The sequence below is a fragment of the Pseudonocardia sp. CA-142604 genome (genome assembly GCF_050948475.1).
GTDB classification, from domain to species: Bacteria; Actinomycetota; Actinomycetes; order Mycobacteriales; family Pseudonocardiaceae; genus Pseudonocardia; species Pseudonocardia alaniniphila.
Map to the genome: position 1 here is coordinate 2,147,588 of NZ_CP192045.1, position 12,291 is coordinate 2,159,878.

A 12,291-nucleotide genomic window follows, 5' to 3' on the forward strand; every position below is an offset into this window, starting at 1 on the left:
TGCGTCATCGCCCGAAGGTGTCTGGCAGAATGACGGATCGGTCATGCGGCTGGCCCTCTACCGTGCCGCGGCCGCACACGTCGACGAAGCGCTGCCCGTAACCCCACGCGAGCCGCGCGGACTCACCAGAAGCACCACGATCCGCGAGGAGCAACGACCAGCGTGGCCGTCAAGATCAAGCTGATGAGGCTGGGCAAGATCCGTCAGCCGTACTACCGCATCGTCGTGGCCGATGCCCGTAGCCGCCGCAGCGGCCGGGCGATCGAGACCATCGGCAAGTACCACCCGAAGAACGAGCCGAGCCTGATCGAGGTCGACTCCGAGCGGGCGCAGTACTGGCTGGGCGTGGGCGCGCAGCCCACCGAGCCCGTGCAGCACCTGCTGGAGATCACGGGCGACTGGCAGAAGTTCAAGGGCCTGCCCGGCTCCGAGGGCACCCTCAAGCCGCAGCCGGAGAAGGCCGACAAGCTGGCCCGCTTCCAGGCTGCGCTCGCCGCCGCGAGCGAGGAGCCCACCACCGAGGCCACCACCCCGAAGAAGCGGGGCGACCGCCGGCCCAAGGCCGACTCCGCCGAGGGTGAGGCCACCACGGCCACCGAGGCCACCGAGTCGTGAGTGTCCTCGCGGACGCTCTCGAGCACCTCGTCCGGGGCATCGTCGACCACCCGGACGACGTGCAGGTGGAGCTCGTCACCACGCGCCGGGGACGCACTCTCGAGGTGCGTGTGCACCCGGAGGATCTCGGCAAGGTGATCGGTCGCGGAGGCCGCACGGCCACCGCGCTCCGCACGGTCGTTGGTGGCATCGGCGGCCGAGGCGTGCGGGTCGATGTCGTCGACACCGACCGGTAACGGCACCGCCGAGCGAGCGGTGCCGGTCAGCGACAGCACCGAGTTGCTCGTCGGGATCGCCGCTCGGGCCCACGGCCTGCGCGGCGAGCTCGTTGTCGACGTCCACACCGACTCGCCCGACGAGCGGTTCACGTCCGGCTCCGTGCTCACAGCACGGCGCGCGGGCGTGCCGGACGCCGTGCTCACCGTCGAGTCCACCCGGCCCCATTCCGGCCGGCTGCTCGTGCGGTTCGTCGAGGTGCCCGACCGCGACGCCGCCGAGGCGATGCGCGGCGCCCGCCTCCTGATCGGCTCCGACGCGGTTCCGCCGCCGACGGATCCGGACGAGTTCCACGTCCATCAGCTCGAAGGTCTGCGGGCCGAGCTGGAGGACGGCTCCGTCGTGGGGTCGGTCCGTGAGGTCGTGCACGGTCCGGGCGGGGAGCTCCTCGTGCTGGTCCGGCCCGACCGGCCGGATGCGCTCGTGCCGTTCGTACGCGCGATCGTGCCCACCGTCGACATCGACGGCGGCAGGGTCGTGCTCACCCCGCCCGAGGGCTTGCTCGACCTGGAATGAACTGAGCCACCTTCACGGCCCCCGCAGCACAGCTGCGGGGGCCGTCCTGTTTTCCCGCCTGTTTCCGACGTGGCGTCAACCAGGGTTGACACCGCCTCGCTGTCAACATAGGTTGACGACATGACGGATGCGACGAAAGTGGCGGCAGCCGCGTCGAGCAGGGACCCGGCGGTCGGCCTGGCGGCAGTGGCGTCCCTGCGGGTGCTGCTCGAGTCATTGGAAGAGCTCCAGGTCACCAACGCGCGTGCGCAGGGGTGGTCCTGGCAGCAGATCGCCGAGGTGCTGCGGGTGAGCAGGCAGGCAGTGCACAAGAAGTACCGCCGGTTCGGGTTCTGAGGGGAGCGGGGAGATGTTCGAACGTTTCAGTCACGAGGCACGCTCGGTGGTGGTATCCGCGCAGGAGCAGGCACGCGACAGGGCGGCGGACTCCATTCGGAGCGAGCACCTGCTGGCCGCGATGGTCGTGGGGCGGCCCAACCCGGCTGCCGTGATCCTGAAGTCCCTGGGCGTCGACGGTGCCGTGGTGGATGCGGAGATCGGCCGACTACGGCCGGACGGAAGCCCTCCTCCGGACGCCGAGGCGCTCGCCACCCTCGGCATCGACCTCGACGAGGTGCGCCGCCAGGTCGAGGAGGCCTTCGGGCCAGGCGCATTGGAACGCACCCGGGCTGCACGCGGACGCGCCCCGCGCGGTCACCTCCCGTTCGACCGCGCGGCGAAGAAGGTGCTGGAGCTGGCCCTGCGCGAGGCGCTGCGGTTGAAGCACAACTTCATCGGGACCGAGCACATCCTGCTGGGGATGCTCCATTCGGAGACCGGAGCGGCGCAGCGGATCCTCGCGTCGCACGGAGTCGGCCTCGACGCCACGCGCGTGATCGTGGACGAGCTGGTCCGCGGCCGGCAGGCCGGCTGACCGTCCCGCGTACGGTGCCCCGGTGCGGATCGACGTCGTCACCATCTTTCCCGCCTACCTCGCCCCGCTGCGGGAGGCGCTCCTGGGCCGGGCAATCGCGGCGGGCCTCGTCGAGCTTGCGGTGCACGACCTACGAAGCTGGACGCGCGACGTCCACCAGGCCGTCGACGACTCCCCCTACGGCGGCGGGCCCGGGATGGTGATGCGCCCGCAGGTGTGGGGGCAGGCGCTCGACGACGTGCTGGCGCAGAACGGCCCGGCGCGTCTGGTGGTGCCCACGCCGGCGGGCAGGCCGTTCACCCAGGCCACGGCCGAGGCCTGGGCCACCGAGCCGCGCCTGGTGTTCGCCTGTGGCCGGTACGAGGGGATCGACCAGCGGGTGATGGACGAGGCGGCGACCAGGATGCCCGTCGACGAGGTGAGCATCGGCGACTACGTGCTCGTCGGCGGTGAGGCGGCCGTGCTCGTGATGGTCGAGGCGGTGGTGCGGCTGATGCCCGGCGTGCTCGGCAACCCGGCCTCGGCGCAGCAGGACTCCTTCTCCGACGGCCTCCTCGAAGGGCCGGCCTACACGCGGCCGGTGACCTGGCGCGGGCTCACCGTCCCCGAGGTGCTGCGCAGCGGCAACCACGCCGCGATCGCACGCTGGCGGCGTGATCGTGCTCTCGAACGCACGGCGCAGCGGCGCCCGGATCTGCTCGCCGCCATGCCCGACGACGCGCTCGACAACGCGGACCGAGAGTTTCTCACCCACCTGAGGGGCGGGTGATTTCACTGCACCCGATCGCGTCTGGCACTATGGACGGGTTGCCAGCGTCAGACGCACGTGCGTCGGACCAGTCGGCGCCACCGATCCTCGACGATTGGAAGGGCGCCCCCGCACGACCGCTATCACGGACCGAGGACGGATCTTCGCGATGAACACCCTGGACGCCCTGGACGCACAGCAGCTGCGCTCCGACATCCCCGCCTTCCGGCCGGGTGACACGCTCAAGGTGCACGTGAAGGTCGTCGAGGGCACTCGATCCCGCATTCAGGTGTTCCAGGGCGTCGTCATCCGCCGCCAGGGAGCCGGGTCGCGGGAGACCTTCACGGTCCGCAAGGTGTCGTTCGGTGTCGGCGTGGAGCGCACCTTCCCGGTGCACTCGCCGAACCTCGACAAGATCGAGGTCTTCACCCGCGGTGACGTCCGCCGGGCGAAGCTCTACTACCTCCGCGAGCTCCGCGGCAAGGCCGCGAAGATCAAGGAGAAGCGCGAGACTCCGTCCGCGTCCTGACTGTCGCGGTCAGGTTGACGTAGCCTCGTGGACGTGGCCCTACCCGAGCTCCCCGACGACCGGCGGGCCCCGCCCCGGCGCTACCCGCCGGCGGACCAGCCGGCGCCCGGGCGATCCCAGGGGCAGCGTCCCGCGTCACCGGGCGGGCCGTATGCGGGGCCCTACGACGGCTCGCCTGCCGGGCCGGCCACAGGAGGTCAGCCCCCGGGCTACGGGGCCCCTCCGCAGCGCGGAGGCACGTACAACGGAGCGCCTGTGCACGGAGGCGCGCCCGGAGGTTCCTACTCGCCTCCGCGTCGCCCGGCCGGCCCACCTGTCAACGGTCAGCGGGTTCCGGAACGTCCCCCGCCCCCGAGGCGGCGCGATCCCGCCGACGACGAGACGACCGTCATCCACCGCGGCCTGATCGACGACGCATCCGACCAGAACCCCGAGGTTCCCGGTCGGCACCGCCGCCGGGCAGGCGCAGCTCCACCCCCGCGCGACGACGACCAGTCCACACAAGGCGGGGGCAGGAAGCGCGGCGGTCGCCGCAGGCGACCGGCGTTCTGGAAGGAACTGCCGCTGCTCATCGTGGTAGCGCTGGTGCTGACGTTCCTGATCCAGACGTTCGTCGCCAAGGTCTACGTGATCCCGTCGGGCTCGATGGAGACCACGCTGCACGGCTGCACCGGCTGCAACAACGACCGCGTGCTCGTCGACAAGATCACCTATCGGTTCTCCAACCCGGCCCCGGGCGACGTCGTGGTGTTCCGCGGCCCGGACAGCTGGAGCAGCGAGATCAACGTACAGGAGCCGACGAACCCGCTGACCAGGGCTCTGCAGGGGCTGGGTTCGCTCATCGGACTCGCGCCGCCCGACGAGAAGGACTTCGTGAAGCGCGTCATCGCGGTCGGGGGCCAGACGGTCTCGTGCTGCGACTCGCGGAACCGGGTGATGGTCGACGGCGAACCGCTCACCGAGCCCTACATCTACTACCTGCCTGCGGCCGGGCCGCCGAAGCAGAGCCCGTTCGGGCCGGTCACGGTGCCCGAGGGCCAGCTGTGGATGATGGGCGACAGCCGCAACAACTCCGCCGACTCGCGGGTGCCCGACCACGGGCCCGTCCCGGTGGCGAACGTGATCGGCCAAGCACGGGTGATCGTGCTACCCGTCTCGCGCTTCGGCTGGATCTCCTCCATCGACCCGCAGTCCACCGCAGTCGGTATGCCGGCGCCCGCAGCGCCGGCCGGTGCACCCCTCGGCCTCGGGTTGTTGGGCACACTCCCGCTCGCGGTGTGGCGGCGCAGGTTGTATCGGCAGGATCCGGAGCTATGGGGTTTCCTCCCGGGTCGCCCCCGCTCCTGATCGCCGCCGAGACTCGGAGCCCGACCATCGGACCCGTGTCGTCCCGCCCTGCCCGCCCGGTGGAGACTGCTCATCTGATGCCCGCACGCCCTGCTCCTCGTCGTACGCCGGCCCGCCGCCCGATGCGGCCGACGCTTCCTCCCGAGCTCCGCCCCGCCCGTGCCGTCGTACGGCGTTCCGCGGGCAGTTGGACCTTGCAATCCACGCTGCAGCGCCACGGCCTCGGTCCGGTGGCCGGGGTCGACGAGGCCGGTCGCGGTGCGTGCGCCGGCCCGCTCGTCGTCGCGGCCTGCGTCCTCCGGCCCGGTGACGCCAAGCGGCTCGACGGCCTGACCGACTCGAAGCTGCTCACACCCGCCGCGCGCGAGGAGTACTACGCGCTGATCACGCGCTGGGCGCAGGACAGCGCCGTGGTCGTGATCCCGCCCGAGGAGGTGGACCGGCGGGGTGTGCACGTCGCCAACATCGAGGGCATGCGCCGCGCCGTGGCGGGGCTGGCCGATCGTCCCGGATACGTTCTGACGGACGGGTTCGCGGTGCGTGGCTTCGGCAGCCCCGCGCTCGCGGTGCCCAAGGGCGACCAGGTGGCAGCGTGCGTCGCGGCGGCGTCCGTGCTGGCCAAGGTGACCCGGGACAGGATCATGGTCGCCTTGCACGAGGAGTTCCCGGAGTACGGCTTCGCCGAGCACAAGGGCTACTGCACGACGGTGCACGACGCCGCGCTGACGGAGCACGGGCCGAGCCGGGTGCACCGCTTCTCCTTCGTCAATGTGCGGGCGGCCCGTGGGGACGTCGGTATTCCGGTCGGCGTCGGCGGCGGTGTCGTCGGGACCGCAATCGAGGACGATGACGACGTCGCCGCACTCGAGACCGCTGCCGCTGTCGGGCTTCCCACGGCTCTGGTCCACAATGGGACAGTCACCGTCGGGTCGACCGAGGTGGGGGCAGAGGGAGGGATGGAACCGTGAGCGCCGAGGATCTCGAAAAGTACGAGACCGAGATGGAGCTCACGCTCTACAAGGAGTACCGGGACATCGTGGCCCAGTTCTCCTATGTCGTTGAGACGGAGCGGCGGTTCTACCTCGCCAATTCGGTGGATGTCGCCGCACGCAACGCCGACGGCGAGATCTACTTCGAGGTCCGCATGTCCGACGCGTGGGTATGGGACATGTACCGGCCGGCTCGGTTCGTGAAACACGTCCGGGTTCTCACCTTCAAGGACGTCAACGTCGAGGAGCTGGACAAGCCGGACCTGCGGCTACCCGGCGGCGACCAGTTCGGTTCCTGACATCGGTTTTCGTCTTATTGCACCGGTGTTCGAGCACGCCACTCGGTGCGGGTGAGCTCGGGGGACCGTCCGCCGCGAGAGCGGCCGGTAGGTCCCGATCTCTTCTATTCACCGATTGACGCCGCTCTGCGCCCGTGCGTCCAGAATGATGCGCGCGACTCTCATTCGCACGTTCCGATGTGGATTTCGTGAGCGCATCGGCAACCGACCCGTTGTCCACATCGGGTACGCCGAGTTCGCGGCTCCTACACGAACCTCCTGACGGCATCGGCGTTCGCCGAGCGCCGTAGGCGGGGTTGTCCCCATCGCCCCCGAACTGTCCACAGTTGCGAGAACCGGCTGTCCCGGCACACGCCGGACGTCGATCGTTGTCGGCATGGCAGCGAAGGACGTGCTCGGTCGCCACGGCGAGGACCTCGCGGCGACGTACCTGGAGCAACGGGGTCTTGTGGTCCTGTCCCGCAACTGGCGGTGCCGGCACGGGGAGCTCGATCTGGTCGCCACCGATGCCGACCGGTTGGTGGTCTGCGAGGTCAAGACGCGCTCGGGTGTCCGGTTCGGCGAGCCCGCGGAAGCCGTCGACCGGCGCAAAGCAGCCCGCATCCGGCGGGTCACCCAGGCCTGGCTCGCCGCCCACCAGGTGCGGTGGTGCGAGATCCGGTTCGACGTGCTCGCGGTCGTCGCCGAGCCGGGCAAGCCCGTCACCGTGCGCCACTACGAGGCGGCGTTCTGATGGGGCTCGCGCGCGCCTGGTCGGTCACCTTGCTCGGCGTGGAGGGCCACGTCGTCGAGATCGAGGCCGACGTCGGCGGCGGCCTGCCAGGGGTCCACCTGCTGGGCCTGCCGGACGCGGCGCTGCACGAGTCCAAGGACCGGGTGCGGGCCGCCATCGTCAACTCCGGGTGCACGTGGCCCAACGAACGCATCCTGCTCGCGCTCTCGCCCGCCACGCTCCGCAAGGCCGGCTCCGGGTTCGATCTCGCGCTCGCGTGTTGCATCCTCTGCACGTCCGAGGTGGTCGGCCAGCGCTCGCTCGACGGCACGGTGCTGCTCGGCGAGCTGGCCCTCGACGGCAGGCTGCGTCCGGTGCGCGGGGTGCTGCCGTGCCTGCTGGCCGCGCGGACCGCCGGGATGCGGCGGGTGGTGGTACCGGCCGCCGCTCTGCCGGAGGCTGCGCTGGTCGAGGGCATCGAGGTGCACGGGGCACACAGCCTCGCCGAGGTGCTGGCTTTCCTGAGGGGCGAGTACGACCTGCCTGTCGCCGTTCCGGTCTCGGGCCACGAGGGTCCTGAGCCGCCCGACCTCGCCGACGTCGTCGGGCAGGACGACGCCCGGCACGCGCTGGAGATCGCGGCAGCGGGCGGCCACCACGTCCTGCTGGTGGGCCCGCCGGGCACTGGCAAGACGATGCTCGCGCAGCGGTTCGTCGGGCTGCTCCCGCGGCTCGGCCCCGACGAGGCGCTCGCACTCGCCGCAGTGCGGTCGGTGGCAGGAAAGCTCCCGCCCGGAAGCGGGCTCAGCACCGTGCCGCCGATGGTGGCGCCCCACCACTCGAGCTCGATGGCCTCGCTGCTGGGAGGCGGCAGCGGCCTGGCCCGCCCCGGCGCGGTGTCGCTCGCCCACCGCGGCGTGCTGTTCATGGACGAGGCTCCGGAATGGGGCGCTCAGATGCTCGACGCCCTGCGCACCCCGCTGGAGGAAGGCGAGGTACGGCTCGCCCGGGCCGACGGCACCGTCCAGTACCCGGCGCGCTTCCAGCTCCTGCTCGCTGCCAACCCCTGCCCGTGCGCTCCCGCCCACGACCGCGACTGCGTGTGCTCCTCCCTGGTCCGCCGGCGCTACCTGGGGCGGCTGTCCGGCCCCCTGCTCGATCGGGTGGACCTTCGGGCCAGGATGTTCCCGGTCACCGCGCTCTCCGACGCGTCCGGCCTCGCCGAGAGCACGGCCACGGTCCGGGAGAGGGTCCTGGCCGCCCGTGCCGCGGCGGCTGAGCGCTGGGCCGGACAGGGCTGGCTCACCAACGCCGAGGTCCCGGGTCCGGTGCTGCGCACCCGGTTCGCCTTGCCCCGCGGCGCCGTCCGGCCCCTGGATGCAGGGCTGCGCGCGGGCGAGCTCACCGCCCGCGGCGCCGACCGCGCGTTGCGGGTGGCCTGGACTCTCGCCGACCTGGCCGGCCGGGACCGTCCGGATCGGGAGCTCGTGGAGACCGCCCTCTTCTTCCGCGATCGGAGGGCTGCATGACCGGGCAGATGTCCGCGAGCGCGCCCCAGGTCGCGGAGGACGTGCTGCTCGCCAGGGCTTACCTCTCGCGGGTGGCCGAGGCCCCCGCCGTCGCGCTCGCGGGGTTCGTCGCCGAGGTCGGTCCCGTGGAGGCGGCGCAGCGGGTCCAGGACGGGCGGGTCAGCGAGGCGGTGGCGGGGGAGACGGGCGCCCGGCGGGTCGTCCGGCGGGCGGCGGCCGATCTCGACGCTGCTGCGGCCGTCGGCGCCCGGCTGATCACGCCCGAACACACCGAGTGGCCACAGTGGCCGTTCGCGGCGTTCGCCCTCACCGGGCAGCGCGAGCTCGCACCGCCTCTGGCGTTGTGGGTCCGTGGTCCCGGCCTGCTCGCCGGGCTCTGCGAGCAGGCCGTCGCAGTGGTGGGCGCACGCGCGGCCACCAGCTACGGCGCCCACGTAGCTGGGGATTTCTCGGCGGGCCTGGCCGACCGCGGATTCACCGTCGTCTCCGGTGCCGCGATCGGGGTCGACGGCGCGGCTCACCGTGGCGCGCTCGCCGTCGAAGGGCCGACGGTCGCGGTCCTTGCGTGCGGCGTCGACCGCGCTTACCCGGCGGCGCACCAGATGCTGCTGGAGCGGATCGCGACGAGCGGGCTCGTCGTCAGCGAGTACCCGCCAGGGTCGGTTCCTGGGCGCCACCGGTTCCTCGTACGCAACCGGCTGATCGCGGGTATGGCTGCGGGCACGGTCGTGGTGGAGGCAGGGTTGCGCAGCGGCGCACAGCGCACCGCTGCCGACGCCTCGGCCCTGGGCAGGCTGGTGATGGCGGTGCCGGGGCCCGTCACGTCGGGGCTCTCGGCGGGCTGCCACCGCCTCCTCCGGGAGGGAGCGCTTCTCGTCACGCGCACCGAGGAAGTGCTGGAGGCGGTCGGTCGGCTCGGGCTCGACCTGGCCGACCCACTCGATTCGAGCGTCTCGCGACCGACCGACGGTCTCGATCCCGTCGCGGCCGTGGTGCATGACGCGCTACCGGCCCGGGCCCACCGCGACACACGGTGGCTCGCGATGGAGGCGGGAGTGCCGATCGGGGCAGTGCGTGTCGCCCTCGTCGACCTGGAGCGCCGAGGTCTCGTGGAGCACTGCGACGGCCGATGGCGTCGTCCTCGCGGCGAACAGCTCTGAACCGTGCTGCGTCGTCTGGCTCGACGATGTGGGGCGCCGGGTGCACGCCAGTGCCCGGCTGCGGGCAGGGCCGCCCGCGGGCTCACCGACACCCTCCGCTCAGTGCAGTTCGGTCGTCCGCCGAACGTTCCGGCATCGGGGCCGGAGGTGGCGCGACGATGGCTGAAAGCGGCGAGTGGCGCCCTCAGGACGCACATGATCGAACTGCGTACGGTATGCATTCGCCGTAGGGCTTGACCAGGAGCGTTCCGCCGCCCACCGTCGATCTGTGACCTCGTCGGGGGAGCTCACTTCCGGTGTCGCGGCGGCTCTTGAGGAGTTCCTGCGACATCTCGCGCTGGAACGCGGCCGCTCGCCACACACGGTGCGGGCGTACCGCTCTGACCTCAGCGGTCTGCTTGTCGGCATCGCGGATCTCCGGGATCTCGACCTCCCGGTGCTTCGCCGCTGGCTTGCTGCCGGACACGCCGCAGGGGCGGGTCGCTCCACCCTGGCCCGGCGGGCGGCGGCCGCCCGCACCTTCACCGCGTGGGCCCGGCGTACCGGCCGGATCCCCACCGATCCCGGAGCACGCTTGGCGTCCCCGCGGCCGAATTCCGCGCTGCCCGCCGTGCCCACGGTGGCGGAGGCCACCGCGCTGCTCGATGCCGCCGGTTCGGGCGCCGCGGAGGGAGAGCCCGTCGCACTGCGGGATCTGCTGGTCCTCGAACTGCTCTACGCCACGGGGGTCCGTGTCGCCGAGCTGTGCGGCCTCGACCTCGACGACATCGACGCCGGTCGGCGGGCCCTGCGTGTGGTGGGCAAGGGCGATCGCGAGCGCACGGTCGTTTACGGAGTGCCGGCAGAGGACGCACTTCGACGGTGGCTCGCCACCGGCCGCCCGGCGCTGGTGCGCAGCGGGTCGCCGCCTGCCCTGCTTCTGGGGGTCCGCGGAGGCCGACTGGATCCGCGAGTGGCCCGTGGTGTCGTCCACCAGGCGCTCTCCGCAGTTCCGGGCGCACCGGACGTCGGACCGCACGGACTGCGGCATGCCGCAGCAACTCACATGTTGGAGCGCGGCGCGGACCTCCGCTACGTACAGGAGTTGCTCGGTCACGCTAAGCTAGCAACCACTCAGCTCTACACGCACGTCACCGTCGAGCGGTTGAAGGTGGTTCATGAGCAGGCGCATCCCAGGGCGTGACCGTGTCCTGGTCCAGTCGGCGCAGCTCAGAGCCGTGGGACCGCCGGTCGTCATGGCAACAGTGGAGCCTCCGCCCGAACATGCGGAGGCTCTGGAGCCCGCTGACGCCGCCGTTCGAGCGGTGGAGCCGTCACCGGTCGATGACGTCTGGGCCGCTTATCTGGAGCAGCCGACGCGTGCGCTCCGCGACCGACTGGTGGTGCACTACACGCCACTAGTCCGTTCGGTGGCCAACCGGGTGGCTGCCGGGCTGCCGTCCTACGTCGAACACGCCGACCTGGTGCAGTGCGGAATCTTCGGGCTGATCGACGCCATCGAGCGGTTCGACCCGCAGCGCTGCCCGCGGTTCGAGAGCTATGCCGGCCAACGCATCCGCGGCGCGATCTTCGACGAGCTCAGGGCGCAGGACTGGGTGCCTCGCAGCGTGCGTGGGCGCGTCCGTGAGCTCGAGCGGGCCCAGGAGCGGTTGGAAGGGCGCCTGCTCCGCGCGGCGACCGAGCGGGAGCTGGCCGACGAGCTGGGTGTGGCCGTGGACGAGCTGCGCTCGTTCACGCGGCAGGTGCAGGTGATCAGCGTGGAGGCGCTGGAGGAGAGCAGCGGCGGCGTGTCGGAGCTGCTCGCTGACGAGAGTGCCCCCGACCCCATGGCGATCGTGCAGGCCCATGAGACGTTGCGGCAGCTCTCGGTGGCGGTCGGGCAGCTCGGCGAACGCGACCGCACGGTGGTGCGGCTCTACTACCTCGAGAACCGGACGCTGGCCGAGATCGGCACGCTGCTCGGTGTGACCGAGTCTCGGGTGTGTCAGCTGCATTCGCGGTTGGTGGGACGGCTGAGGGGCCGGCTCGAGGAGCTCGCCGCAGGCTGACGCCGGGACCGCTCACGCTCAGCCATCCGGCCACGGGATCGGCACGGGCAGCAGGCGCACCCGCGGCGGCCGGAGCAGTACGAGGGGATCGAGGTACTCGTTGCGATCCCGCCGGACGCCCCAGTGCAGGCACGACTGCGCCACGCAGCCCGCGTGCCCGGGTTGCAGGAGCCCGATGACCTCGCCCGCCCGGATCACGGCCCCGGTCTCGACCACGGGTTGCACCGGCTCGTAGGTGGTGCGCAGGCCGTCGTCGTGGAGCACGGACACGAGGTCTCGGCCGCCGACCGGCCCCGCGAACACGACCGTGCCGGCTCGCGCGGCGAGAACCGGCACGCCCGGCGCTCCGCCGAGATCCACGCCCCGGTGCCCCGGCCCGTAGGTGTGGCTGGGCGCCCGGAACGGCGTGACGACCGCCGGCGCGGGGAGCATCGGCCACGCGTAGCCGGCTCCCGGCGCGGTGACCCCGGCGCCGGGTGGAGGAGCCGGAATGTCGGCTGCAGGCGGAGGCGCGGTGAAGCCGGTCCTCGGGGCTGTGACCCCGGTGCTGGGTGGAGGGGCAGGAATGTCGGCTGCAGGCGGAGGCGCGGCGGAGCCGGCTCCGGCCGGC

Annotated in this window: 16 protein-coding genes; 15 read left to right on the plus strand and 1 reads right to left on the minus strand. The window is 72.0% G+C overall.

Annotated elements, in window-relative coordinates:
• The first annotated feature begins 162 nt into the window (after positions 1-162).
• From rpsP to ACQPZQ_RS09755, 15 genes are all read left to right on the plus strand, one after another.
• Complete coding sequence (gene rpsP / locus ACQPZQ_RS09685) at positions 163-615, plus strand: 30S ribosomal protein S16 (protein WP_241040010.1); 453 nt, start codon at positions 163-165, stop codon at positions 613-615.
• A complete protein-coding gene (locus ACQPZQ_RS09690) occupies positions 612-851 on the plus strand; it encodes an RNA-binding protein (protein ID WP_142049011.1) in 240 nt (79 codons plus the stop codon). Before rpsP ends, ACQPZQ_RS09690 begins: the two co-directional genes overlap by 4 nt.
• Complete coding sequence (gene rimM, locus ACQPZQ_RS09695) at positions 829-1,407, plus strand: ribosome maturation factor RimM (protein ID WP_433294220.1); 579 nt, start codon at positions 829-831, stop codon at positions 1,405-1,407. Before ACQPZQ_RS09690 ends, rimM begins: the two co-directional genes overlap by 23 nt.
• A gap of 120 nt (positions 1,408-1,527) precedes the next feature.
• Positions 1,528-1,743: a helix-turn-helix domain-containing protein gene (locus ACQPZQ_RS09700; RefSeq protein WP_241040012.1), complete on the plus strand. Its 216-nt coding sequence runs from the start codon at positions 1,528-1,530 to the stop codon at positions 1,741-1,743.
• A 13-nt stretch (positions 1,744-1,756) separates the two neighbouring features.
• Positions 1,757-2,320: a Clp protease N-terminal domain-containing protein gene (locus ACQPZQ_RS09705; protein WP_433294223.1), complete on the plus strand. Its 564-nt coding sequence runs from the start codon at positions 1,757-1,759 to the stop codon at positions 2,318-2,320.
• Positions 2,321-2,342: 22 nt separating this feature from the next.
• Positions 2,343-3,089, plus strand: a complete 747-nt coding sequence (gene trmD / locus ACQPZQ_RS09710; protein WP_433294225.1) for a tRNA (guanosine(37)-N1)-methyltransferase TrmD — start codon at positions 2,343-2,345, stop codon at positions 3,087-3,089.
• A 148-nt stretch (positions 3,090-3,237) separates the two neighbouring features.
• Complete coding sequence (gene rplS, locus ACQPZQ_RS09715; protein WP_241040014.1) at positions 3,238-3,597, plus strand: 50S ribosomal protein L19; 360 nt, start codon at positions 3,238-3,240, stop codon at positions 3,595-3,597.
• A gap of 33 nt (positions 3,598-3,630) precedes the next feature.
• A complete protein-coding gene (gene lepB, locus ACQPZQ_RS09720; protein WP_433294227.1) occupies positions 3,631-4,944 on the plus strand; it encodes a signal peptidase I in 1,314 nt (437 codons plus the stop codon).
• Between the two features lie 122 nt (positions 4,945-5,066).
• The gene (locus ACQPZQ_RS09725; protein WP_433299096.1) at positions 5,067-5,912 is read left to right on the plus strand and encodes a ribonuclease HII; all 846 of its coding nucleotides are present in this window, start codon (positions 5,067-5,069) and stop codon (positions 5,910-5,912) included.
• Positions 5,909-6,232 carry a DUF2469 domain-containing protein gene (locus ACQPZQ_RS09730; RefSeq protein WP_241040015.1) on the plus strand — a complete coding sequence of 108 codons (324 nt, stop codon included), beginning with the start codon at positions 5,909-5,911 and terminating at the stop codon, positions 6,230-6,232. Before ACQPZQ_RS09725 ends, ACQPZQ_RS09730 begins: the two co-directional genes overlap by 4 nt.
• Before the next feature lie 376 nt (positions 6,233-6,608).
• A complete protein-coding gene (locus ACQPZQ_RS09735; protein ID WP_433294230.1) occupies positions 6,609-6,965 on the plus strand; it encodes a YraN family protein in 357 nt (118 codons plus the stop codon).
• A complete protein-coding gene (locus tag ACQPZQ_RS09740; protein WP_433294232.1) occupies positions 6,965-8,473 on the plus strand; it encodes a YifB family Mg chelatase-like AAA ATPase in 1,509 nt (502 codons plus the stop codon). The genes ACQPZQ_RS09735 and ACQPZQ_RS09740 overlap by 1 nt, the downstream gene beginning before the upstream one ends.
• The gene (dprA, locus tag ACQPZQ_RS09745) at positions 8,470-9,633 is read left to right on the plus strand and encodes a DNA-processing protein DprA (protein WP_433294235.1); all 1,164 of its coding nucleotides are present in this window, start codon (positions 8,470-8,472) and stop codon (positions 9,631-9,633) included. Before ACQPZQ_RS09740 ends, dprA begins: the two co-directional genes overlap by 4 nt.
• A gap of 268 nt (positions 9,634-9,901) precedes the next feature.
• A complete protein-coding gene (locus ACQPZQ_RS09750; protein ID WP_433294237.1) occupies positions 9,902-10,816 on the plus strand; it encodes a tyrosine-type recombinase/integrase in 915 nt (304 codons plus the stop codon).
• Complete coding sequence (locus tag ACQPZQ_RS09755; protein WP_433294239.1) at positions 10,791-11,681, plus strand: FliA/WhiG family RNA polymerase sigma factor; 891 nt, start codon at positions 10,791-10,793, stop codon at positions 11,679-11,681. Before ACQPZQ_RS09750 ends, ACQPZQ_RS09755 begins: the two co-directional genes overlap by 26 nt.
• An 18-nt stretch (positions 11,682-11,699) precedes the next feature.
• On the opposite strand, the gene ACQPZQ_RS09760 is transcribed toward ACQPZQ_RS09755, so the two are convergent.
• Positions 11,700-12,113 carry a M23 family metallopeptidase gene (locus ACQPZQ_RS09760; RefSeq protein ID WP_433294241.1) on the minus strand — a complete coding sequence of 138 codons (414 nt, stop codon included), beginning with the start codon at positions 12,111-12,113 and terminating at the stop codon, positions 11,700-11,702.
• Positions 12,114-12,291 lie beyond the last annotated feature (178 nt).